Source organism: Mycobacterium sp. IS-2888 (assembly GCF_001954215.1).
GTDB lineage: Bacteria > Actinomycetota > Actinomycetes > Mycobacteriales > Mycobacteriaceae > Mycobacterium.
Map to the genome: position 1 here is coordinate 96,214 of NZ_MBET01000053.1, position 22,585 is coordinate 118,798.

General features: G+C 67.3%; 23 protein-coding genes, 4 tRNA genes and 1 pseudogene. 11 read left to right on the forward strand and 17 right to left on the reverse strand.

Going from position 1 to position 22,585, the window contains the following annotated elements; translation table 11 throughout:
• Positions 1-178 precede the first annotated feature (178 nt).
• The gene (locus tag A5745_RS09370) at positions 179-430 is read left to right on the forward strand and encodes a hypothetical protein (protein ID WP_076063813.1); all 252 of its coding nucleotides are present in this window, start codon (positions 179-181) and stop codon (positions 428-430) included.
• Between the two features lie 9 nt (positions 431-439).
• Here A5745_RS09370 and A5745_RS25010 read toward each other — a convergent pair whose 3' ends face one another.
• On the reverse strand, positions 440-844 hold the full coding sequence (locus A5745_RS25010; RefSeq protein WP_254848531.1) for a hypothetical protein: 405 nt from the start codon (positions 842-844) through the stop codon (positions 440-442).
• 21 nt (positions 845-865) lie between these two features.
• Here A5745_RS25010 and A5745_RS09380 point away from each other — a divergent pair, with 21 nt between their 5' ends.
• A complete protein-coding gene (locus A5745_RS09380) occupies positions 866-1,174 on the forward strand; it encodes a hypothetical protein (protein ID WP_076115836.1) in 309 nt (102 codons plus the stop codon).
• Between the two features lie 9 nt (positions 1,175-1,183).
• Here the strand turns inward: A5745_RS09380 and A5745_RS09385 are convergent, their stop codons facing one another.
• The gene (locus A5745_RS09385) at positions 1,184-1,501 is read right to left on the reverse strand and encodes a hypothetical protein (RefSeq protein ID WP_076115837.1); all 318 of its coding nucleotides are present in this window, start codon (positions 1,499-1,501) and stop codon (positions 1,184-1,186) included.
• Between the two features lie 57 nt (positions 1,502-1,558).
• A complete protein-coding gene (locus tag A5745_RS09390) occupies positions 1,559-2,629 on the reverse strand; it encodes a phosphotransferase family protein (protein ID WP_139329519.1) in 1,071 nt (356 codons plus the stop codon).
• Between the two features lie 232 nt (positions 2,630-2,861).
• On the opposite strand from A5745_RS09390, the gene A5745_RS24295 reads away from it, so the two are divergent.
• Complete coding sequence (locus tag A5745_RS24295; protein ID WP_139329520.1) at positions 2,862-3,860, forward strand: hypothetical protein; 999 nt, start codon at positions 2,862-2,864, stop codon at positions 3,858-3,860.
• A gap of 14 nt (positions 3,861-3,874) precedes the next feature.
• On the opposite strand, the gene A5745_RS09400 is transcribed toward A5745_RS24295, so the two are convergent.
• The 3 genes from A5745_RS09400 to A5745_RS09410 form a co-directional block, all read right to left on the reverse strand.
• Positions 3,875-3,949, reverse strand: a tRNA-Val gene (locus A5745_RS09400).
• A gap of 14 nt (positions 3,950-3,963) precedes the next feature.
• Positions 3,964-4,037, reverse strand: a tRNA-Cys gene (locus A5745_RS09405).
• Between the two features lie 28 nt (positions 4,038-4,065).
• A tRNA-Gly gene (locus A5745_RS09410) sits at positions 4,066-4,138 on the reverse strand.
• A gap of 178 nt (positions 4,139-4,316) precedes the next feature.
• On the opposite strand from A5745_RS09410, the gene A5745_RS09415 reads away from it, so the two are divergent.
• Positions 4,317-4,388, forward strand: a tRNA-Val gene (locus tag A5745_RS09415).
• Positions 4,389-4,491: 103 nt separating this feature from the next.
• Here A5745_RS09415 and A5745_RS09420 read toward each other — a convergent pair.
• The 3 genes and pseudogenes from A5745_RS09420 to A5745_RS09430 all read right to left on the reverse strand — a co-directional run bounded on the left by A5745_RS09420 (position 4,492) and on the right by A5745_RS09430 (position 8,586).
• Positions 4,492-5,490: a hypothetical protein gene (locus A5745_RS09420; protein WP_076115840.1), complete on the reverse strand. Its 999-nt coding sequence runs from the start codon at positions 5,488-5,490 to the stop codon at positions 4,492-4,494.
• A gap of 155 nt (positions 5,491-5,645) precedes the next feature.
• Positions 5,646-7,178: pseudogene (locus A5745_RS25230) on the reverse strand (NHL repeat-containing protein); the annotation flags it as partial.
• Positions 7,179-7,293: 115 nt separating this feature from the next.
• Positions 7,294-8,586, reverse strand: a complete 1,293-nt coding sequence (locus A5745_RS09430) for a hypothetical protein (protein WP_254848532.1) — start codon at positions 8,584-8,586, stop codon at positions 7,294-7,296.
• A gap of 241 nt (positions 8,587-8,827) precedes the next feature.
• Between A5745_RS09430 and A5745_RS09435 the strand changes: the two genes are divergently transcribed.
• Together A5745_RS09435 and A5745_RS09440 are read left to right on the forward strand one after the other, a co-directional pair.
• Positions 8,828-9,121, forward strand: a complete 294-nt coding sequence (locus tag A5745_RS09435; RefSeq protein ID WP_076115842.1) for a hypothetical protein — start codon at positions 8,828-8,830, stop codon at positions 9,119-9,121.
• A gap of 96 nt (positions 9,122-9,217) precedes the next feature.
• Positions 9,218-10,048 carry an enoyl-CoA hydratase/isomerase family protein gene (locus tag A5745_RS09440; RefSeq protein WP_076115843.1) on the forward strand — a complete coding sequence of 277 codons (831 nt, stop codon included), beginning with the start codon at positions 9,218-9,220 and terminating at the stop codon, positions 10,046-10,048.
• A 4-nt stretch (positions 10,049-10,052) separates the two neighbouring features.
• On the opposite strand, the gene A5745_RS09445 is transcribed toward A5745_RS09440, so the two are convergent.
• Both A5745_RS09445 and A5745_RS09450 read right to left on the reverse strand, forming a co-directional pair.
• A complete protein-coding gene (locus tag A5745_RS09445) occupies positions 10,053-11,585 on the reverse strand; it encodes a long-chain-fatty-acid--CoA ligase (RefSeq protein ID WP_076115844.1) in 1,533 nt (510 codons plus the stop codon).
• A gap of 16 nt (positions 11,586-11,601) precedes the next feature.
• A complete protein-coding gene (locus tag A5745_RS09450; RefSeq protein WP_076115845.1) occupies positions 11,602-12,531 on the reverse strand; it encodes a DMT family transporter in 930 nt (309 codons plus the stop codon).
• A 65-nt stretch (positions 12,532-12,596) separates the two neighbouring features.
• Between A5745_RS09450 and A5745_RS09455 the strand changes: the two genes are divergently transcribed.
• From A5745_RS09455 to A5745_RS09470, 4 genes are read left to right on the forward strand one after another with little or no spacing between them, the layout of a single operon-like run.
• Positions 12,597-13,208, forward strand: a complete 612-nt coding sequence (locus tag A5745_RS09455; protein ID WP_076115846.1) for an ABATE domain-containing protein — start codon at positions 12,597-12,599, stop codon at positions 13,206-13,208.
• Positions 13,209-13,259: 51 nt separating this feature from the next.
• Positions 13,260-14,048 carry an SDR family NAD(P)-dependent oxidoreductase gene (locus A5745_RS09460; RefSeq protein ID WP_076115847.1) on the forward strand — a complete coding sequence of 263 codons (789 nt, stop codon included), beginning with the start codon at positions 13,260-13,262 and terminating at the stop codon, positions 14,046-14,048.
• A 17-nt stretch (positions 14,049-14,065) separates the two neighbouring features.
• Positions 14,066-14,989, forward strand: a complete 924-nt coding sequence (locus A5745_RS09465; protein WP_076115848.1) for a catalase family peroxidase — start codon at positions 14,066-14,068, stop codon at positions 14,987-14,989.
• A 36-nt stretch (positions 14,990-15,025) separates the two neighbouring features.
• Positions 15,026-15,793, forward strand: a complete 768-nt coding sequence (locus A5745_RS09470) for a sulfite exporter TauE/SafE family protein (protein WP_175879794.1) — start codon at positions 15,026-15,028, stop codon at positions 15,791-15,793.
• 9 nt (positions 15,794-15,802) lie between these two features.
• On the opposite strand, the gene A5745_RS09475 is transcribed toward A5745_RS09470, so the two are convergent.
• Together A5745_RS09475 and A5745_RS09480 are read right to left on the reverse strand one after the other, a co-directional pair.
• Positions 15,803-16,909, reverse strand: a complete 1,107-nt coding sequence (locus A5745_RS09475; RefSeq protein ID WP_076115850.1) for a glutamate--cysteine ligase — start codon at positions 16,907-16,909, stop codon at positions 15,803-15,805.
• Positions 16,910-16,969: 60 nt separating this feature from the next.
• On the reverse strand, positions 16,970-17,407 hold the full coding sequence (locus A5745_RS09480; RefSeq protein ID WP_076115851.1) for an anti-sigma factor antagonist: 438 nt from the start codon (positions 17,405-17,407) through the stop codon (positions 16,970-16,972).
• Positions 17,408-17,558: 151 nt separating this feature from the next.
• On the opposite strand from A5745_RS09480, the gene A5745_RS09485 reads away from it, so the two are divergent.
• Positions 17,559-18,170, forward strand: coding sequence for a TetR/AcrR family transcriptional regulator (locus tag A5745_RS09485; protein ID WP_076063855.1), 612 nt, complete (start codon positions 17,559-17,561; stop codon positions 18,168-18,170).
• A 7-nt stretch (positions 18,171-18,177) separates the two neighbouring features.
• On the opposite strand, the gene A5745_RS09490 is transcribed toward A5745_RS09485, so the two are convergent.
• The 4 genes from A5745_RS09490 to A5745_RS09505 are packed head-to-tail and all read right to left on the reverse strand — an operon-like array spanning position 18,178 to position 22,451.
• Positions 18,178-18,843, reverse strand: a complete 666-nt coding sequence (locus tag A5745_RS09490; protein ID WP_076115852.1) for a DedA family protein — start codon at positions 18,841-18,843, stop codon at positions 18,178-18,180.
• Entirely contained in the window at positions 18,840-19,751 is a 912-nt protein-coding gene (locus A5745_RS09495) for an SGNH/GDSL hydrolase family protein (RefSeq protein ID WP_083662834.1), read from the reverse strand. Before A5745_RS09495 ends, A5745_RS09490 begins: the two co-directional genes overlap by 4 nt.
• Entirely contained in the window at positions 19,681-21,174 is a 1,494-nt protein-coding gene (locus A5745_RS09500; protein ID WP_076115854.1) for a TfuA-like protein, read from the reverse strand. Before A5745_RS09500 ends, A5745_RS09495 begins: the two co-directional genes overlap by 71 nt.
• Positions 21,171-22,451, reverse strand: coding sequence for a YcaO-like family protein (locus A5745_RS09505; RefSeq protein WP_083662836.1), 1,281 nt, complete (start codon positions 22,449-22,451; stop codon positions 21,171-21,173). The genes A5745_RS09500 and A5745_RS09505 overlap by 4 nt, the downstream gene beginning before the upstream one ends.
• Positions 22,452-22,585 lie beyond the last annotated feature (134 nt).

Consider the following 22,585-nt stretch of genomic DNA (forward strand, 5'->3'; position numbering starts at 1 on the left):
CTGTAGTCACGTTTGCACCGTTGATAACATGAAACGGCTGGCGTCTCCGGCCCGCACCGATCATGCCGGTGACCGCCTTGTCGCTCGGGCGGCAAACGCAGATGGCCAATACGACCCGCTACACACTCTTATACGGGCGGTTGACTGCGTCCGGATTCAACACCGAAACGGGAGAAAAGTGGACAGCACTACCGAATTGATCATGCTCGCGGAAGCCGTTGTGCGGGAGGACAACGTCGACCCCGGCCGATTGTGCAGAGCGGCCATCGCGGTCGCCGACAATCCGCCGGAGGACCGTGAGCTGGCCCGCTTCGCCGATCTCTTGATCGATGCGTCATTTGGATGGGCTCGATTCAACGGCTCGCGGCTGAGATTGGCGACCGCCGTCCGGGCCTACGCGCTCGCGGCGTCTCTCATGGTTGCCGACTAACTTCGGGCGTTACCGCCAGCCGGCCGGTAGGTCGATGATGTGATTCGGGCAGACGTCATGGGCGGCCTCGGACATGACAACCCTGGCGGTCTCGGCCGACATCTTCGCACGCAATAACATGAAGGCGTATTCGGCTGGCGCATAACCCAATTGAGCGGCTTGGGGATCGTCCATCAGCTGGCATGCCTCCTTCTCCTGGTCGCTATCGCCCTGGGCGACGCCGGCGCAAAACAATGACATGAGGCCGACGAGCCCGCCGGCGACGATTTTCGTAGCGATCCTCACTGTGTCCTCTGCTTTGCCCTCGTCAACTGCCAGCCGGGTCTCCATTTTGCCATCTACCATTCCGGCGCCCTTGTCCACCAACGCTTCTCGCCGGACGACGACCCCCAAATGGCCGTTTACCTTGGGCATTCTCGGCGATACTATGCGTGAATGCGATTCACCAATGTCGCCGCGGCGGCCGGCATCGTAATGGCCGTCCTGTCAATCGCCCCGCTCGTGCTGATGGAGGCGCCGTCCGCCCGCGCTGATATGAGCGGGTACCGGCGCTGCGTGGGAACCATTACGGAAATCCCGCTGAGCGAACCCAACCCACAAAGTCAGCAGCTCGCCGGATCGGTCCAGATGGATCTCAAGGCCGGTGTTTCCCCTGCCGCGGAAGCTCAGAAATTGGAGCAGACCGGATTCGACTCGCGCGTCGCCAACGGGATCGTGCAATGCGTCATGCAGGAGCACCCGTAGCGGAGCCTTTCAGTCGTCGATGTGCGTAGGCGGGTCGGCGAAGCCGGAACCCCACGGCTGCTGGCCAGGGCCCATCGGATCGCAACGCCTTTCGGGCACTTGGTAGGAACTCATGCCGTTCAGGATCCAATGGGTAGATACCACGCAACGTTGCCAGGTGCCATCGGGCTGGACGGGTCCATCGCACTTGCTGATAACGGGTCCTCCGTACTGGCAGCCGGCGTTGGCCGGCGGCGCCGCGGCGATCAGCACTGCGGCCGTCAGTGCGGCGCCCAGGCCGATGATGAAGACGGATAACCCCCGCGACGTGATCTTGAATGCAGTCATGGCGTCTCCCTTGGACTACTGCCACTCGATCATTGCACGGATTCCGCGGCGCGCGCGCTAGCCGGGTAGCCGTTGCAAATGCGCCATCGCCTCGGCCAGCGGCGCCTCGGCGGGGCGCCCCAGATTGTGCGCGACGGACGCGTCGACGAGCATCCACAGCGCCGCATAGAGCGGAATGCACCAGGCCAGCTCGTCGCTCGCCGCGCGGTCGGGGCGATACCCCTCAAGCAATAAGGAGAGCGACGCCGTATCGGCGCGATGCGCAAACCGCGCGATGTCCCACCGGGGATCCGCGACAACCGCGTCACCCCAATCGATTACGCCGGAGAGCCCGCCCGCATCGACGAGGATGTGGGAAGCCTTCAGATCGCCGTGACACAACGCCCCGACCTCGACGGCGGCCAGCGCTCCGGCGTGAGCGCCCAGTGCCGCCGCCGCCTCGTCAGCCACGGTGCCTGCGATCGAATCGCCGCCGGCCATGCGACGAACCTCGCCGCAGATGTTCTGTAGGAAGCCGGGCCAGGAGGTGTGCGGCGGCGAGAAGCCGCCGCTCTCGTTCCACGTCGCCTCCGCAAGCCAGCCGAAGCCTGGTGATCTCGTGTCGTGCAAGCGTCGCAGCGCGGCCCCGACCTCGACAATCGCCGGATGCCCCGGCGCGATCGGTTCGCCGGGGACGCCGCTCATCGCCAGGGCGCTCATGCTGTCCTTCCCACCGAGGCGCCCCAGCGCCAGGATCTCCGGAGCGCCACAGCCCGCCTCCGCGCCCCGCGCACATGCCCACGCCTCGGCCGCCAACGCGTCATGGCTCGTCGACGCCTTCACGACGAATCGACGTCCGCCCGCGTCGACCTCGTAAACCGCGTTGGTGGCGAAGGAATCGACCCGGATAACGCGGTCGGGCTGACAGCCAAGTTGCCGCGCCACGAAACCCGCGACCGCTCGCTCCAGTGGGTTCATGATGAATGCATAATTTTGGATCTTGACCGGAAAACTCGGTTTGAGCTGCAGCATGTTATCAGTTTGTTGACTCCATTTATAGTGCGGCGCATTCGGTGCTTTATGGGCGCCGACACTCGACCTCAAAACGGCAAAAATGTTCTTCCCCGTTCCGTCCGACGGCGGTAGCATCAAACGTTGTTAGACAGGTGTTCAACCCGAGATGAAAGGGCATCCGATGAACGCTAAGAGCAGCAAGCGGCGGATGTTGAAAGCTGGCGCGGCGGCCGTGGCATTGGTCGCGGTGATGTTGGGTTCGACCGGATGCACGATAACTGGTTGCAGCGGTTCGATACCCGGAACAGTAACCTGCGCCTAAATCACTTCTGCTGACCCACAACGGCGCTGCTTGCGTGGCGCCGTTGTGGGTCAGATTCTGCGAGGTCAGTCGGCCGCACGGCGCGGTGCCGGGCGCCGGATTGACCAAGTTTGCGCCGAACAGTGGCCGGTGCATTCTTGGTTCTATCGGGCGCACAAATTGCTGTTCACACCCGATGTCACGATAAAGTCTTGCCAAGGGTGCGGGCAGACCTTCGTCAAACGCCGATGTGCCGTCGAATTTTCTGTTCGCGCGCCCGGGATCCCGAGCGAGTACGCGACGCCCGACAGGAGATCGATGCAGGAGCGATGTGCAAAAGTCGACGTCAACTTGTCTTGGCATCTGGTCTGGCTGTTTGCGCTCTTAGAAGGCATCACGGTTCCTTTAGTGCCCTTATTTTTGGAAACTGGGCCTAACGTAAAATCGACCGCCCACCCCGTATCGTTTGCCACCAGAATGGCGGTCATTGGCGTATATGGAGTAGTCATAGGATTTGTCGGGGCGCTGATAATTTCTCTGTTGCTGAATTACGTCGCCTTCCGCAGGTTAAAGATTAGGCTTAACGGTGCGGTTATTGTGCGAGTGGCCCATCCATTCGCTATCGGACTGTGGGGCGGCTTGTTGCTGGCGCTTATTTTTTGGATACAGCAATGCATTGGTGGCCTCTTGGTGTTTTCGTTGACGGCGAATCTGGTCCTGCTCGGATTTGTCTCAGCGGCGGGCGCCATCATCTTTACTACCTGCGTTTACTTGTTGGTGGCGAAAGCCGCGCCGCGCCTGGGGATCCAACTAGATACGACCGAACAGCGGCTGGCGTTGACCGGAGTTCCAATTCTTTCGTTTGCTGTATTGGTAGGACTTTACGAAGGATTGGCCGCGCCGATCCTCCACCAATGGGAATCGGCGCCCCAGCACAAGGTATTGATTGCGCTCGTAGTGGGGCTTGCGGGAGGCGCGCTGAGCAGTTTGATAGTCGTGACGCTAGCTCACGTGAGCGTGATCAAGAAACACATGTGGCTGGAATTTTCCGCGATGAGCGAATAGGGCACTGCGGCCGCTGGTGCGCGATACTGGGATTGAACCAGTGACCTCTTCCGTGTCAGGGAAGCGCTCTCCCGCTGAGCTAATCGCGCTGGGAGTCGAACTTTGGAGGTGGAGACGGGAATCGAACCCGTGTGCACGGCTTTGCAGGCCGTTGCCTCACCACTCGGCCACTCCACCGCTGGGATTGATGCCACTTGCACCTTCGAGCGGATGACGGGATTCGAACCCGCGACCCTCACCTTGGCAAGGTGATGCGCTACCAACTGCGCTACATCCGCGCGCAACGGACGAGATCGTCGCCCGGTGCGAAGGACGACGATAGTCCACGTAAGCGGGCCCACACAAATCTCTTGACGCGGGCCGTGTCCAGGCTATCGCGCGACCCTCGCGGGCGCAGCTGGCGTCCCGCGAAGTCCGGGTCGTGCTACCCTTCGACGTCGTTCGCCTCTCGGCGCCGGTCCCGTGGCTCAGTGGGAGAGCGTCCGCTTCACACGCGGAAGGTCGCTGGTTCGATCCCAGCCGGGACCACCCTGCTGACCTGCACGAACGCAGCCGGGTTTGGTACAGGTTTGGTGCACCCACGCTCCTTGGCGTACAAGACAATCCGTCGCCCGGCGGGCCCTTGCAACCACTATCGAGATTCGATCACCGACACCGTGTTGTCGCCGCCGTTGGCGACGTAAACGGTGTGGCTGGCCGGATCCACCGCCACCCCGCCGGGGTGCGTGCCGACGGGCACGGTGGCGGTGACGGTGCGCGTCGAGGCGTCGATCACCGACACCGTGTTGTCGCGGTTATTGGTGACGTAGACGGTGTGGGTGCCCGGATCCACCGCCACCCCGTCCGGCTGCTTGCCGACGGGCACGGTGGCGCTGACCGTGCGTGTCGAGGCGTCGATCACCGACACCGTTCCGTCGCCTTCGTTGGCGACGTAGACGGCGTGGGTGCCCGAGTCCACCGCCACCTCGCCCGGGTGGCCGCCGACGGGCACGGTGGCGACGACCGTGCGTGTCGAGGCGTCGATCACGGTTACCGTGTTGTCGAATTGATTGGCGACGTAGACGGTGTGGGTGCCCGGATCCACCGCGACCCCGACCGGGTGTGTGCCGACGGGCACGGTGCCGACGACCGTGCGCGTCGAGCCGTCGATCACCGACACCGGCAGCGCGGGGCCGCTGTTGGCGACGTAGACGGTGTGGGTGCCCGGATCCACCGCGACCCCGATCGGGTGGTCGCCGACCGGCACGGTGGCCGTGACGGTGCGCGTCGACCCGTCGATCACCGCCACCTTGTTATAGGCGCTGATGACGTAGACGGCGTGGGTGCCCGGATCCACCGCCACCCCGACCGGGTCCTGACTCTTGCCGACGGGCACGGTGGCGGCGACGGTGCGCGTCGAGCCATCGATCACCGCCACCGTGCTGTCGTCGACGTTGGTGACGTAGGCGGTGTGGGTACCCGGGTCCACCGCCACGCCCGACGCCCACTTGCCGACGGGCACCGTGGCGGTCACCCGGTAAGTCGGCGGCGTCTTACTGCATCCGGTGACGCCGATGTCGGCCCCGGCGAGCAGCACCAGCGCTGTCGCGGCGGTCGCGATGGAGAGCGCCGCGATTTTTGCGTTCTTCATGACTTGGCTTTCCTTTCCGCCGAACAGCGGGTCGCCGGGAGCGGCTGGTGTGGTCGGTCACGCCAAGGCTGCGGTGGGCGCCTTGCGTGTTTCTTGCTTGGTTCTTGTGCCGGTTCAAACACCTTGCAGTGCAGGCAAAATCGTGCGACGCATCAGTCCGCCGCCACCTTCACCACCTCGGCGTTGTCGCGGTCGGTGACGTAGATGGCGCCCGACGCGTCCACCGCCACCCCCCACGGGTCGCCGAGGCCGGCAATCGGCAGCACAGTTTGGGTGTTCGACCCGGCCGCGAGCTTCACGACACGCTTGTTGGCCGAGTCGGCGACGTAGACGGCGCCCGCCTTGTCCACCGCTACGCCGTGCGGGCCGCCGACTCGGCTGAAGCCGGTGAACGGCAGGACCGTTGGCGTGTTCGACCCGGCCGCCAGCTTCATGACCTTGTCGAAGTCGACGACGTAGACGTCGCCGGCGGTGTCTACCGCAAGCCCCCCAGGGTCGCCAAGGCCGGTGAACGGCAGGACAATTGGCGTTTTAGACCCGGCGGCCAACTTCAGCACCCGATTCTTGCGGTAATCGGTGACGAATACATCGCCCGCGGTGTCGACCGCGACATCCCGGGGGCCGACGCCGGAAAACGGCAGCACGGTCTGGGTATTGGAGTCCGGCGCCAACTTCACCACTCGATTGGTTGTGTTGTCGACGACGTACGTGTTGCCGGCGGTGTCGACCGCCACGCTCTCGGGGAAGCCGAGGCCGGCGAACCGCAGGTCGGTTTGGGTGTTGGACCCGGCCGCCAGCTTGACTACCCGGTTGCGGTGCTCGCCCGGGCTGTTGTTGACGACATAGACATTGCCGGCGTTGTCCACCGCCACGGCCCAGGGATCGTCGAGGCCGGTGAAGGGCAGTATCGTCTGTCGGCACGCCGGCGGCGCCGTCGACTGCGCCGACGAGAGCTTCACGACTCTGTTGTTTTGGCCGTCGGCCACATACACACTTCCGGCGGTGTCGACCGCCGCACTCTCGGGGCCGGTGAGGCCCGTGAACGACAACACCGTCTGGCTGCACGATCCGGCTGCCAACGTCACCGCGGCGTTGTTGAAATAGTCTGTCACGGAAACCCTTCCAGCGGTGTCCACCGCCACCCCGATGGGGCCTCGGAGGCCGTCGAATGGCAGTACGGCCTGGGTGGTCGCGCCGGCCGCCAGCTTCGCCACCCGCTTGCCGCCGAAGTCGGCGACGTAGACGGTGCCCGCGCCGTCAACCGCGACACCGCGCGGGAGGCCGAGGTGGGTGAATGGCAGCACCGTCTGGGTGGTCGACCCGGCGGTCAACTCGACCACCCGAGCGTTGAGGTAGTCGGCGACGTAGACGGCGCCGGCCGCATCCACTGCCACGCCGTCCGGGCCGTTGAGGCCCGTGAACGGCAACACCGTCTGGGTGTTGGACCCGGCCGGCAGTTTCACGACCCGGTTGTTGTGGTCGTCAGTGACATAGACGGAGCCGGCTTTGTCCACCGCCACGCTGTCGGGGTAGTTGAGCCCGCTGAACGGCAGCACCGTCGGGCTGTTCGACCCGGGGGCCAACTTCACCACCCGTTGGTTGCCGCTGTCGGCGACATACACCGCGCCGTTGGTATCCACCGCGACGCCGGCGGGGTGGTTGAGACCGCCCAGCGGCAGCACGCTTTGTTGGGGCGCCGGCGTCGACCGCGAGTGGCACGCTGCGACGCCGGTGACGGCCACGGCGAGGGCGACGATTGTGGCGTTTGCGCGTTGCCGCCACGGCCGCTGGTGCGGTCGCACGCTACTTCTCGCCCGGGTAAGGCACTGCGCTGATGACCGCGCCGCCGTTGAGCGGCGGTCCCAGCAGAACGTTGGTGGTGCCGGCGGCGGGGTCGTACTCGAGCAGCGACTGGGCGGGCCCGCAACCGGCGACCGTGGCTTTGAGGTCGAGGTTCCCGCCGTGGACGCCGATCACGTAGATGCTGTGACTCGGATCGACGTTGGGCACCGACACCTTGGACACCGTGCCATCGGGGTTGAGCTTGCCGAGGTGGATGGCGCCGCATCCACCCGCGTACTGGACATAGGTGCCGGCCGGCAGTTGCCATGCGCTTATGTCGCCGTTGTCGTGCGACGCCGGGTCCGTTATCGGCGCGGTCAGCGCGGTCGGTGCCGAACCGTCGATGGGGACCAGCCAGAGCCGTGCGCGCTGGTTTGCGACACTGCAGTTGGCGAGGACGGTTTTCGCGTCGGCGTCCCACCATCGCACCGGTGAGCAGCTTCCTGCCGCAGACGACAGCTCCTTACCGACTGTTCCGTCGTTGCCCATCAGAGCAAGGCCGGAGGCGGTACCCAGCACCAGCTGCGTGCCGTCCGGGGTTGCGAGGTACTGACCGTCGTAGGCGCTCGCGAGCTTGTCGGTCGGATAGGTCAGCTGCGGATTGCCGGCCAGGTCGACCCGCATCAGTTTCTTGTCCACTGTCAGCAGCAGCGCCTTGCCGTCGGGGCGCGTGAAACGAGGTGCGACAGACGAGCCATCAACGGTGAATGTGGTGCGGGTGCCGTTGTGCAGGTCGAGCTCGGTGATCACCGTCGATTTTCCGGGGCCCGCGGAGGCCCAAACGGCGTGGCTGCCGTCGCCCGACCAGTCGACCCCACTGGGTTCGGCGTTCGGAGGGAAGGTGGTGATCGCGTAGCGACCGCCCGCCGGGTCGACGAGGTACAGGGTGACGGGGACAGTGTCGGGCGCCGGCGAGCCCGGAGGCCGCGACCCGCCGGGAGGCACGCTCTCGGCCGGGCTCCATGTGGCGAGCATCCAGCCCGGACCGACTTGCGACCAGGGCACGTCGCCGATCGATTTCTCGACCCCATGAGCCGCCATCTCTGCAGCCGCGGCCGGCACGGATGTCGTGGGGCTACCCGGCGATTGGTGCGATGCGGTCGCATCGTTCGACGAGCACCCAGCCGCCAGAACCGCGGCCAGCGCGACGAGGCCTGCGCGCCGTCGCCATGTCCTCCCCGGGACCGATGCACCGTCGGCACCGGACCCCGGGGCTTCGTGGCCGCCGGTGAAGTGGCACGAACTCGTGATCATTTCGGTTCCTTTCCCGCGAGCGGTAAGTGGTCGGGAGCAGTCGCCGTTCACGGCTGCTCTGGCAATTGCGGCAACGATGTCGCTCATACCTTGCGTGATTCTTGCGGGGTTCTTGTGCGCCCCGCCGCGAGTACGTACGCGCTCGTCACCGAGTGACGCAGCCCACCGCCCCCTCCGCGAAGCCAGGAACCCGCGCGACAATGGGCGCGAGACCAAACCCGGCGGTGAAGGATGGTGGACCATGGTTGGCAATCAAGAGGGGATCGGCACCCTGAAACTCGAATGCCCACAGATGCACACGGTGGGCAGGATTCTCAAGGAGGCCCCGCATCAGTCGGTCGTCTACGACCCGGGAGCCCAGGTGGGGCCGCGGCGGTTCTGGCCGGATGAGCAGGACCAGCCGCAGTTCACAACGAATTGCCGCTTTTGCGAGAAACCGGTGGGGGAGACCACGACCACGCTGCAGGGCAAACTCCGCACCCTGATCGACAGCGCATCCGAGACAATTGACACGGTGACGCTGCAGTACCTGTAGCCCGGGGTAGCCGCGGCGGCGCCTACTGTAATCGCTACAGTAGCGAGCCTACGGCGCGATGCGGCACCGACGGCGGCGCCGCATGAGAGGAGTCCCGTGGCGCAGAATCCGACACCCAGCCCCCGTGCCCCGGAAGGGGATTGGCTGGGCACCCCGTATCTGTCGTTCGACCGCCACGGGCCGATCGCCGTCTGCACGATCGATCGCCCGGACGCGCGCAACGCGATGACACCGGCGATGTACTTCGGAATCCGTTATGCGGTAGGCCGTCTCAACGAGGACCCGGATCTGGCCGGGCTGCTGATCACCGGAACCGGGGACGTCTTCGCGCCCGGCGGCGACATGGGCGGCGGGGGAGCAATCGACAACTGGATGACCTTCGGCTCGGCGCTGGGCATGGACGTCACGCCGTTCGACGCCGTTCGCACCTCGGGCAAGCCGATCGTGTCGGCGGTCAACGGGCTATGCCAGGGCGGCGGCATGCAGATCGCGTTGTGCAGCGACCTGTCCGTGGTCAGCGAGCGGGCAACCTTCCGCGTGCCCGAGCTCTTCCGCGGCTACGCAGACACGTATTACAGCCAGATGCTGGTGCGGCTCATCGGCCCGGTACGCACCCGCGACCTCATGTTCACCGGACGGGTGCTGTCGGCGGCCGAGGCCCTCGACTGGGGCCTGGTAACCAGGGTCGTGCCCCACGAGGACCTGCTCGAAACGGCCAAAGACCTGCTCGCGCAGGTGTGCCGGACGGCGCCGCGTGCCCGCGGTGTCATCAAGTCCAGCATTGACAACTACCTGGGCCTCTACGACCGCATCGGCATGACCGCCAGCCTCGGCGACGCCGAGGCGCGAGAGGGCTTCCGCGCGTTCAAGGAACGCCGCTCACCCGATTGGGTGCATCCGGAACTGCGGGTTGAGGGACGGCTATAGATCCCTAGACCTTTCGCGTGCGGTCCTTCCAATAGGGTTCGCGCAGCTGGGTTTTGAGGATCTTCCCGCTCGCGTTACGGGGCAGTTCCGGCACGAACTCGACGGTTCGCGGGCATTTGTAGGCGGCCAGGTGCCGGCGGGAGAACTCGACGATGTCGCCGGCGTCGACGTCATCGGTGGTCACCACGATCGCCTTGACGGATTCGCCCCAGTAGTCGTCGGGCACGCCGATGACCGCGGCGTCGGCGACGGCGGGATGCTTGATGAGCACGCTTTCCACCTCGGGGCCGTACACGTTCTCGCCGCCGGTGATGACCATGTCCTTGAGCCGGTCCTCGATGTAGACGTAGCCCTCGGCGTCGAGGCGGCCGATGTCGCCGGTGCGCACCCAATCGTCGGCGGTGATCGTCTCGGCGCTGGCCTCCGGACGGTTCAGGTAGCCGGTCATGTTCTGGTTGCTTCGCACCCAGATTTCGCCCGGCTCGCCGGCGGGTAACCGCTCGCCCGTTTCGGGATCGACGACTTGAATCTCGGTGCCCAGCACGGCTTTTCCGGCGGACAGCTGCAGGTGCGGCCGGTCGGGGTCGCGGTGGTCGTCGTCGCCGAGCGCCGTGACGGCCCCGCACAGTTCGGTCTGCCCGTACACCTGGACGAACTTCGTCTCGGGCCAGGTTTCGAGCGCGCGGTGCAGCAGGGGCGACGGCATGGGCGCCGCCCCGTAGACGATGTAGCGCAGGCCCGCGATCGCGGCGCTCGCCGACTCGCCGGCGTCCAGGAACCGGGCGATGACGGGTGGCACAAAGAACGCGTGGGTCGCGCCAGCCCGCACCGCCCCGATCAATGCCGCGGCGTCGGGCTCGCGGGTCATGATCGTCGGCGCCCCCGCCGCGATGCCGAACAGCGCATACCCGATTCCGCCGACGTGGAAGAGGGGCATCGCCACGAGATTCGCGTCGCCGTCGGCGAACGGGAACGCCGGCGCCAGATTCGCCGCGTGATTAACCAGCGCGCGCTGGCTGAGCAGCACGCCCTTGGGTCGCCCGGTGGTGCCGGAGCTGTAGATCACCAGCGCGGTTTCGCCCGCGTCGACCTCGGCGGCCTGCGCGGGTTGCGCTGCGGCGAGCAGGGATTCGTACTGGTCGTCGATCACCACGATGCGGTCCAGGCCGTCGACTCGCGCGGCGGCCGCCTCGGCGGCGGCCCGCAGTTCGGCGCCAGCGAACAGCAACCGCGGGCGGCTGTCGGCCAGCACGTGCGCGAGCTCATCGCCCATCACTCGCCAGTTGACGACGGTGGTCACCGCGCCGATCGACGCCGCGGCGAACAGGATTTCCAGGCAGGCCGGGTGATTCTTGTCCAGGAACGCGACGCAGTCGCCGCGCCGCACGCCGGCGGCTTGCAGCGCACCGGCCGCGCGCCGAATCCGCGACCACCACTGGGCCCACGACCACTGCCGCTCGCCGTAGCGGATCGCGACGTCGTCGGGCCGCCGCCGGGCGTGCTGCTCGACCAGCCCGGCGAGCGTCGTGCTGTCCATAAGCCCTCCGCTGATCTCAATTTGTTCCACTCTGTGATACGCGGTCCCGCTCCGGCATGTGGCGGCGGGCCGGGGTTTCGGATCGATGCGCGCTGGCGAGGTAGCCGGCGGACAGCACCATCGCGCAACCGCCGAGCTGCAGCACGGAGGGGCGCTCGCCCAGCACGGCGGCGCCCAATACGACCGCGCCCACCGGAGTCAGCAATAGCAGCGCAGAGCTGACGGTGCTGGGGACGCGGGCCGAGAAGAAAGCCACGAACAACCAGCCGAGCAACTGGCCCGTCACGGCGACCAGCATCAACCACCCCAAGGCGCGCCAGCCCGGCCACAGGTCCAGGCCGTGCCACCGGGGTTCGGCGGCGACCGCCACAGCAGCCGACGTGGCCAGTAGCACCGCGTAGGTCTGCATGGGTTGGCCGGCCTGCCCGCCGCGTCGCAGCAGAAACAGGAATCCCGAGTAGCACAGCGCGGCACCGATCGCGTGCGCGGTGCCCAGCGCAGGGTTGCTGCCTGAGATCCCGTGCTCCAGCACCCCGCCGGCGAGCGCGACGCCGACCAAAAGTGCGGGCAGCGCCAGCAGGAACTGGAGTGAGACCCTCTCCCGGTCGACGAGCCAGCTCAACAGTGGGACGACGGCGACCTGGGTGTTGACCAGGACGGTCGACAGGCCCACCCCCACCTCCGGTATGGCCTGCGTCCACAGCAACATGTCGCCGGCGAACAGGACACCGCAGCAGACGGCCAACAGCAGGCCGCGTCGTGACAGACCACGGCCACGTTGCCATTCCGGGATAGCGAGCGCGACGACCACCGGCAGCGCGAACAGGCAGCGTGCGGCCGTCGCGGTCGCCGGCGTTGTCGCGGCCAATTTGAGGAACACGGCCGAGGCGGACAGGCACAGCGCGCCGACGCCCAATCCGACCCGGTCTGCAGGTACGCATCTCATACCGATACGCGTACCCCACTGCCTAATGGTTAAATCGATATTTAGGAATTAGGCGGTGATGGCTGATGGTGCGCTCGGAGGCTGCCCTACTCGACCTGCGTGGGGGTCATCCCGCGGTCGACCTGGTCAATACGGTGGCGTGGCGGGGTGACCCGCAGCGCCGTACGGAATACCTGCAGGACTACCTCGACCTCGCGGCGTGGGCGCGTCACGCCGGTGTGCTGTCCCCAGGCGAGGCGCGTGAGCTCGCCCAGTGGGCCGACTCGCACCGCGATGCCGCCGGCAAAGCGCTGCGTCAGACCGTCCGGCTCAGAGAGGCGCTCCATCGCGTCTGGACGGGGTGCGGGTCGACCCGCGACGCCGGCGCGATCGCCGACGCGTACCGATCCGCGCTGCGGGCCCAACGCCTCACGATCGACGGGGATGTCGGCGCATGGCATGAGGCGACGCTGATCGCCCAAACGCCGCTGCATCGGCTGGCCGCCGAAGCGGTGACGCTGTTGACCACCGTCCCTTTCTCGCGCATCAAGGGATGCGGCGACTCTGCCTGCGGCTGGCTGTTCGTCGACGGCAGTCACCGGCAGAACCGCCGCTGGTGCAGTACGGCCGACTGCGGCAACCGGGCGCGGGTCCGACGGTTCTACGAGCGCACCCGGGACGGCCGGCCGGGTCAGTAGCGCGCGGCGCCCTGGGCGCGCACCGGGCGCCGGTGTGCCACTATCACTGCCATGATCAACGCCGATCGCGCCGTGTCCCGCACCTTCGTCGTGACGGGCGCGGCGTCCGGCATCGGCCTGGCCACCGCGCGGCGTCTGCTCGCCGAGGGAGGCACCGTCATCGGCGCCGACGTGGCCGCCCCACCCGACCTCGGAGCCGACTTCCACTTCGTCACCGCCGACATCACCGACGAGGACGCCATCGCCGCGGTGCTGGCCGCCGTGCCCGACCGCCTCGACGGCGTGTTCCACGCGGCGGGCGTCGCCGGCGGCGGGCCGGTGCACCTGCTCGACCGCAAGGAATGGGAGCGGGTGATCGGCATCAACCTCACCGGCACGTTTCTCGTGGCTAAGGCCGCGCTGGCGCGAATGATCGAGCAGGACCGCGTCGACGGCGAACGGGGCTCGATCGTCACCGTCGCCAGCATCGAGGGCCTGGAGGGCACCGCGGGCGGCAGCTCGTACAACGCGGCCAAGGGCGGCGTCGTGTTGCTCACCAAGAACATTGCGCTCGACTACGGCCCCAGCGGCATCCGCGCCAACGCGATCTGTCCCGGCTTCATCGAAACACCAATGGCGCAAAGCGTTTTCGGCCTGCCCGGCATGGAGGGCCCGCTGGCCTCCATCACCGAGGAGCACGCCCTGCAGCGGCTCGGCCAACCGGACGAGGTCGCGGCCATGGCGGCCTTCCTGCTGTCGCCCGACGCGTCCTTCGTCAGCGGCCAGGCCATCGCCGTCGACGGCGGCTATACGGCGGGTCGCGATCACGGCGTCGTCAAACTCTTCGGCTTGCCCGACTAGCGCCTTAAGATTCGCGCATGGTCACTCCTGACGACGCGATCGAGGCGATTCGAGGCACCGGGGGAGCGCAGCCGGGCTGCCGGGCGTTGCACGCGAAAGGCACGCTGTACCGCGGCACCTTCACCGCGACACCCGACGGGGCCGTGCTGTCCCGCGCCAAGCATCTCGACGGCTCGACGGTCCCGGCGCTGGTCCGCTTTTCCAACGGATCGGGAAACCCGACGCAGGCCGACAACTCGCCGGGCGTGCGCGGAATGGCGGTGAAGTTCACCCTCCCCGACGGCTCCACGACGGACGTCTCGACCCAGACCGCGCGGCTGTTCGTGTCGAGCACCCCGGACGGCTTCGTCGACCTGCTCAAGGCGATGCGGCCCGGCCTCACCACACCGCTGCGCCTGGCCCGGTACTTCCTCACCCACCCCCGGCTGCTCGGCGCGCTGCCGCTGCTGCGCGATGCCGGCAAGGTCCCGGCAAGCTACGCCACCACCGAATACCACGGGCTGCACGCCTTCCGCTGGATCGGCGCCGACGGCAGCACCAGATTCGTTCGCTACCACCTGATCCCGGCGGCGGGGGAGGGACATAGCTCCGGATCCGCCTCGGGCCAAGACTTTCTCACCGACGAGCTGGCCGCCCGCCTGGCCGGTGGGCCGGTGCGGTTCGACTTTCGCGTGCAGATCGCCGGGCCGAACGACTCCACCGTGGACCCCTCGGCGCCGTGGCAGAGCACCGAGACGGTCACCGTCGGCACCCTCGAGATCACCGGATTGGACACCGAACGCGAACGTGGCGACGACATCGTGGTATTCGACCCGATGCGTGTCACCGACGGCATCGAACCTTCCGACGACCCGGTGCTGCGGTTCCGCACGCTCGCGTACTCCGCGTCGGTCAAGCTACGCACCGGCGTCGATCGCGGTCCCGAAGCGCCGTCCGCCTGACGCGGACTAAGCTCCTCGGGAGTGCTGCTCTCCCATGTGCTGTTGATCGCCCTGGCCGGGTTTGGCGCCGGTGCCATCAATGCGCTCGTCGGGTCGGGCACGCTGATCACGTTCCCGACGCTCGTCGCCCTCGGCTATCCGCCGGTGACGTCCACCATGTCGAACGCGGTCGGTTTGGTGGCGGGCAGCGTGTCGGGCACCTGGGGTTATCGCGCCGAGCTGCGCGGCCAGTGGGATCGGCTGGCCTGGCAGATCCCGGCATCGCTGTCGGGCGCGATGGTGGGTGCCTTCCTGCTCCTGCACCTGCCCCCGACGGTGTTCGCCCGGGTCGTGCCGGTGCTGCTGGTGCTGGCCCTGATCCTGGTGGTGATCGGGCCGCGAATCCAGTCGTGGGCGCGCCGGCGCGCCGAGGAAGAGGGGCGCTCGGCCGGGCACATCACGCCGGCGCGAAAGGCGGTGCTGGTGCTCGCCACCTTCGGCATCGGCGTCTACGGCGGCTATTTCACTGCGGCGCAGGGCATCCTGCTGGTCGGCGTGATGGGCGCGCTGCTGCCGGAGTCGGTGCAGCGGATGAACGCGGCGAAGAACCTCCTGACGCTGGTGGTGAATGTTGTTGCGGCGGTGAGCTATACGCTGGTAGCCTTCGATCGCATCAGCTGGCCGGTCGCCGGGATCATCGCGGCGGGCTCGCTGATCGGAGGATTCCTCGGCGCGCGCTACGGGCGTCGGCTGTCGCCAAATGCGTTGCGCTCCACCATCGTTGTGGTCGGCCTCATCGGGCTGTATCGGCTGCTGACGGTATAGCAGTGTCGGTCAACTTAGCGTGGCGTCCGCGGCCGCCGCGATGACGTCCATCACCTCGCGGCGTTTTCGCCAAGCCCGCAACTGCCGTATCGCCCCGTTGCCCTGCGCGGCGATACGGTCGAGTTCCGTTGTGACGCGGTCGTATTCACCGAGCGCGTCCAGCGCGGGGCGCAACCGTTGCACCAGGGTATGCAGCTGTTCACGGGCCGGCACCGCCCCGCGGCCACCGACCAGATCGAGCGCATGGCCCGCCAATCCGTCGTGGGCGGCCTTCCAATACGCCGCCCGCAGCGCCGCGGGTTGCAGGCGCCCGACGTCGTCGCCGCGGGCGCGCGCGGCCAGCGCCGTCATCACCGCGGCCCGGATCAGGGTGGCGAGCACCACGGTCTCGGCGACGGTCGCCGGTACGTCGGCCACCCGGACCTCGATGGTCGGGAAGTTCTCCGACGGGCGCACGTCCCAATAGATCATCTTGCGATCGAGGATCACGCCGCTGTCGATCAGCATGTTCACGGTGCGGTCGTAATCCTCGGGCGCCGGGAAGAACGGCGGCGGCCCGGCGACGGGCCAGCGTCGCCACAGGACGCTGCGCCAGCTCGCGTAGCCGCTGTCGGCGTTGCGATACAGCGCGGAATTCGCCGACAACGCCAGCAGCGACGGGAGCCACGGCCGCAGCCAGTTGCTGACGTGGATGGCCGCCGCCCGGTCGGGCACCTCCACGTGGACGTGGCATCCGCAGATCCCCTGCTCGTGGGCGATCATGCCGAACTGCTCGCCGATCCGCCGGTATCGCTCGGTGTCCGTGACGGGAAACTCGTGCGGCGTGGCCGGCGGCAGCCCCAAGGCCAGCAGCCGAACCCCGGCGGCCTCGGCGGCCTGCGCCGCGGTGCGCCGCAGCCGGATGAGTTCCTCGCCGAGTTCCGAGCTGCCGCTCACCACGCTGGAGGTCGTTTCGACCTGGCAGCTGCTCAGCTCGAGCTGCAGTGTGACGCCGCGGCGCTCGGCTTCGTCCGCCACCGCGGTGTTGCGCGGCGCGGGCTCGCCGGTGCGCGGGTCGATGAGGAGGAATTCCTCCTCAACACCGAAGGTGGGCCGGAAACTGGGAAGATCGCTCATCCAGCCTCCGAGGCCGAGAAGGAAAGCGACTGTGGCCCAACGTCTTTGGCGGAAGCCAGCTCACCAGCGAGCGGGCATCGACAGCGCGGAGTCCGTCGTCGGATAGATGGGCAGCAGGCCGTCGAGCCCGCACGCGTCGATGACTCGGGCGACGACGGGCTGGCGGCTGACCACGCGTAGTTCGATGCCACGGCGATGACATTGTTGCGCCTGATCGGCGAGCACCGCGAACGCGCAGCAGGCCATGAAGTCGAGGCCGGTGACGTCGACCACGAGGGGGCCGGGCGGGGTTGCGACGTTGGCCGCCTCGGTGACCAGGTGGCGCCAGGCGTGCTCGTTGCAGGCGTCGATCTCGCCGCCGGCGTTGATCAGCACCGCGCCTTCGCACCGATCGGTGGTCGCCCGCAGCCTGCTGTGGGGGTCGCCGAGCTCGTAGACCAGCCGGGTGCTGAGCATCAGATGGGGCCGCGATATCGGTTCTGAAATGACCGGACTCATGATGGACTCCCTTCCACCGGCGCTTGGCGCCGGGATGGATGCCCGTCCTGCACGTCTGAAGACAGACTTTCGCGGATCGCGAATCTCATTTGTATAACGAGACAGGCCGGTCTGTCTACTGGCTGGCCTTAAGAGTATGGTGAGGCGGGTCATGACAACGCCTGATGTCGCGACGCCAGCCACCCCGCCTCGTGAACGCATCGTGAACGCCGCATACGAGCTGTTCAGCAGGCGGGGCATTCGCGCGGTCGGCACCGATCAGGTGATCGAGCGGGCCGGTGTGGCCAAGGCGACGCTGTACCGGCATTTCGCGACCAAGGACGATCTCGTGTTGGCCGTGTTGCAGCGCCGCGAGGAGGTCTGGACGCACGGTTTGATCGAGGCGCAGTCACGCGAGCGCGGCACCACGCCGGAGGAACAGCTGCTGGCGATCTTCGACGTCATGCACGACTGGTTTCAACTTCGCGACGGCTATGAGGGCTGCTCGTTCATCAACGTGTTGCTCGAGTTGGGAGCGGATCACCCGGCCGGGCAGGCCAGCGTCGCGCACATCGACAACGTCCGCGACATCGTCCGCCAGCGCGCCGTGGCCGCGGGCCTGTCCGACATCGAGGACTTCGCCTGGTCCTGGCACATCCTGATGAAGGGCGCCATCATTCTCGCGGCGGTGGGCGATCCCAATGCCGCCCTGCGCGCCCAGAAGATGGCCCGCACCCTGATCGATCAGCACCGCACGCCGACGGAGGATGAGGGGGTCGGCTAGCCCGACATCAAGCGGCGTCGACGGCCGTCGTGCCGGTCTTGCGTTCGTGCTCGGCTTCGAGTTCGGCGATCGCGCGGGATGTGCGCTCCCGCAACAGGATTGCCGCGATGCCGCCGGCAACCACGGCGACGACAAGCGCGATCCAGGAGAACCGTTCCAGCCACCGTTCGGCGGCCATTCCGGCGAAATAGACCAGGGCGGTGGTGCCGCCGGCCCAGCAGATGCCGCCGGAGACGTTGGCCGCGAGGAAGCGGGGGTAAGGCATCTTCAGCGCGCCGGCCAGCGGCCCGGCGAAGATCCGCAGCAGCGCGATGAAGCGGCCGAAGAACACCGCCCGAACTCCCCAGCGGTTGAACAACTTTTCGGCGAGCGCCACGTGCCCGGGGCCGAAGTGTTTGGGAAAACGCCGGCCGAGCTTGTCGAACAGCGGCAGGCCAAACCGGCGCCCGATGCTGTAGCCGATCGAGTCGCCGACGACCGCGCCGATGACGGCGGCCGCGCCGACGCCCATCGGGTTGACGGCGAGGTCGTGATGCGAGGACATCAGGGCGGCGCTCACTAGCACGATCTCGCCGGGAAGGGGCACGCCCAGGCTCTCGATCCCGACCACACCGCCGACCACGAGGTAGACCGCGAGCGGCGGGATCGACTGCAGCAAAGCCTGAACATTCATGGGTCAAGGATGCCTGACGGGCGCTCGATCCGCGCCGCAATGCCCTCCGCGCGGACCGGTTCCAGGCGCGGGCGCTTCGGCACCCGCCCGTCGGCCGACGACAGACCGCGCATGCGGCGCCAAATCCAGGGGAAGAAACTGTCCTGCGCCCAGCGCAGGTGGCCGTAGGCGCCGGCGGTGATCGAGCGCGTGGGGTTGAGGCTGGCCGCGGCCCAGTCATGATTGCTGTCGGGCAGCCCGAGGGCTTCGGCCGCTGCGGCGGCAAACAGGATGTGCCCGTGGGTGGACGCGTGCACGCGGTCGATGCTCCAGGTCTGCAGGTCGCGCATCGACGGCGCGCTGTACAGGTCGACGAGCCTGAATCCGTAGCGGTCGGCGGCGACGCGGATCGCGGTATTGATGCGGGCGAGCCGCGGGCCCACCACCCGGCCGAGGGGTAGGAACTGCGCGACGTTCGGGAAGGTCGTCGTCACCACAGTCGCCCCCGACTCGGCGAGCGCGGCGTAGACGTGGTCGAGGTCGGCGAGGGCGCGGCCGAAGGATCGTCCGGGCTGGATGACGTCGTTCATCCCGGCGCAGACGGTGATCAGATCCGGCCGCATCGCCAGTGCCTCCGGGACCTGCTCGCGGAGGACGTCGGCCACCAGCTTGCCGCGGATCGCGAGGTTGGCGTACTGCAGACCCGGATAGAGCGAATCGAGCATGGCCGCGAGCCGGTCGGCGAATCCCAGGACGCCGACGGTGTCGTCGCCGTCCCACAAGCCCTCGGTCTGGCTGTCCCCGATGGCGACGTAGCGGCTGTAGCCGGTCGGATTGACCTCGCGCACGAAGCCGAGACTAACGGCTACCCACCATCGTCGCGTGGCCCCGACCGAGGGTGCCGACTTCGAAGGTCGGCAGCTGGTCATCGGCCGCTGCCACGGCAAATAGCGAACCGGCCGCGTAGAAGGCGTCCTCGGTCATCAGCCCACGCCGGGCCAGCGCTACGCGGTCCACTGGGGTGCCCCACCGGGCGCCGAAGAGGTTCTTCAGCTGTGTCGGATCCGGCCGGTGAAGGTTCAAGTGCGGCTTCTGGAGTGCCAATTCGTCACGCCTGGCCACCGCCCGCGCGGCCAGCTCGCGCCATTCGGGCTGCCTCGGATCATCGCGCAGCAGATCGAGGAAGTGCTGGATGGCCGGCAGCGAGCGGCTGAAAAACAGCGTGCGCGTGACGATCCGGGCCGATATTGCGATCGGATCGGCACCTATTGTTTCCCGCTCCTCAGCGGTGAGCCATTGCTCGCTGACAGTTTCGGGAAAGCCCGACTCGTCGATGATGCCCGCGGCCAGCGCGTAGCGGTGCGCCACGGTCTGCAGGGCCGCCAGCTTTTGTTCGTCGGTGTCGCATGGCGCACCGGCGGTCACCTCGGTGACGGCCGCAGCGGCACGCTCCTTCACGCTGCCCGGCTCGGCGGGATGTTCGGACGTCCAGTACCAGGCGGCGACCTGCTCGAGCGCGGGGAGATACGCCCAGTGGTCAGTCGCGCACACGCTCAGCAGCGACAGCACCTCGTCATCGCGAACATGCACGATCGACTCGTCGCCGTTTTCGGCCGCTACGGCGACAGCCGTCGGCGGTGCCCAACGCTGCCGCCACCGGTGCGACCAAACGGTTGGAGGCGGGCCCGGCGCGGCGGTACCGCCACCGGGCCCACGGGCAATCTCGCGCAGCGCGAGCAGCGCATCGGCATGTTTGACGTCGACCCGCATCGACCGCAGCCGCTTGGCCAGCTCTCGGCTTTCCGGGACGTGCAAGGCGTCCAGCAGCCGGTTCCAGGTGCGCATGGTGAAAGGTGTGCGGCGCGCTTCGTCGATGAGTCGATCGGACAACGATGCGGAGACCACTCCGGATTCGACTGCGGCCCTGAGGGTTTGACGGATGTTGACCAGGGCATCGACAAAGACCGGGTATCCGTCCTCGGGATGGCCGTGCACCATGCCTACCTCGTCGTCGGCCTCCAGCCAGCCATCCCGGTAGCCCTCGAAGACCCAGCCGTAGCCTTCCATGCCGAATTCGTGCAGTTCCGCCGCGCGCAACGCACCCATGCTGGACGAGCCGACAACGCGCACGCCGTCGTCGATCAGGGTGAGGAGTTCTTTGTGACGGACGGAGGCCGACTGAAAGAAAAGCCCGTCGACGATCAGTAGCGTATCGCCCGGCCGCAACCCGTACCCGAGAGCATGTCCGAACGAAATCGGTTCCACCACTTCAGCTTTGGGCACCACGGTCCGGATGTCGTCGACGCCGATGGTGGGTCCGGCTGTCACGACGATGCGCGCGGAAGTTGTCATGCCGGGGCCTGCAGCGGGGTCCGCATCGGCGAGACGATCGATGCCATCAGGCCGGGGGCGATGACCTTGACGACGGGGACGCATCCGCCGGGGAAGTCGCACACCACGGCCAGCGGCTCGGTGCCCGACCGGGTGGCAACCGCGGTGGCTGCCGACGCCGTCAGCTCGGCCAGCGAGTCGGTGCCCTCGATCTGCCACGGCCTCGGTTCCGCGCTGGGCATCGACCGCATGGACCGTGCCGCGGCGCCGTAGGTGTGCAGGCGGGCAAAGCGTTGGTAGATGGCCGCGGGCAGATCCTCGCGCGCTCCGCTGATGGCGGTCAGCCGGGATTGCGCGGCTTCGGTGATCGCCCGTGACAATGCCACGTTTGGGTCGTGATGCAGCCCGCTGCCGCTGAACGGCACCTCCACCGCCGGCGACGTCAGCTCCGCCGCGAAGCAGAAGAAACCGTCCCAGGTGTCGAGCCGGGCGATCTGCAGTTCGCTGCCCGCCTGGTGAACCTTTTCGACCAATGGGGCGCAGTCGGAGGCGGCCACGTCGTCGAGCGGCACGTGGAACAACGTCGACCCCGGTTCGGCGGTGGCAAGGCTATGCCGTTCCATAACCTCGTACAAAGCGTGCAGGGTCGCCTCGTCGTAACTGTTGCCCGAAGCCAACCCTGTGGTGTCCATCGCGAACATCGGCGGTCCCCAGGAATCGGTGACCGCCACGTTCACCAGGACGGCTAACCACGGCACCCAGGTCTGACGGCCGGTTAGCAACGTCGTTGCGATCATCCAATCGAGCTTGGCGCCGGGATGGTAGAGGCTACCCCAGGGACGGTTGAGGTCGGCGGGATCGTAGGTCAGCTCCGCGGCGAGATTTGTTGTGGGCGTGCGTAATAGGTCTGGCTTGACGTTCTCGACGTGCCAGTTCTCCAACGACTCCATGACCGCGGAGACCTGCGCGGCGCGATAGGTGGTGGCCTTGCCCTGACTGACCGTCAACGTCAGCGAGGCCGGTCGCACCGCCTGCACGGTCGGAATTCCGATGTCGTCGAGCCAGGTGAGGTCGGCTACGCGGGTGATGCCGGCGGGTGCCAGCAGAGGTTGGACGGCAGACCAAGTTTGATCGGGGGAGATGATGCGGTGGGTGCCCGAGCGGTAGGCGATTCTCGCTGAATCGGGGTGGCCTAAAACGCGAGCCGGCCAGTGCGACCAATCCGGGCCGGCCAAATCCTGGGCCGATTTGGCCGATTGGTGAATGTCGTGAGTGTCGAATCCCGACAATTCCGACATAGCCTCACGGTACTTAGTCGGCGCGCCGGGAGTGAGTGTTTTGATAATGGCGGGAGTCCTATCTCGTCAGGGCGTGAGACGAGACTCCCGCCATGTTTCCTCAGGCGGCCGCCTCGTCGGCGTGGAAGGCAGGA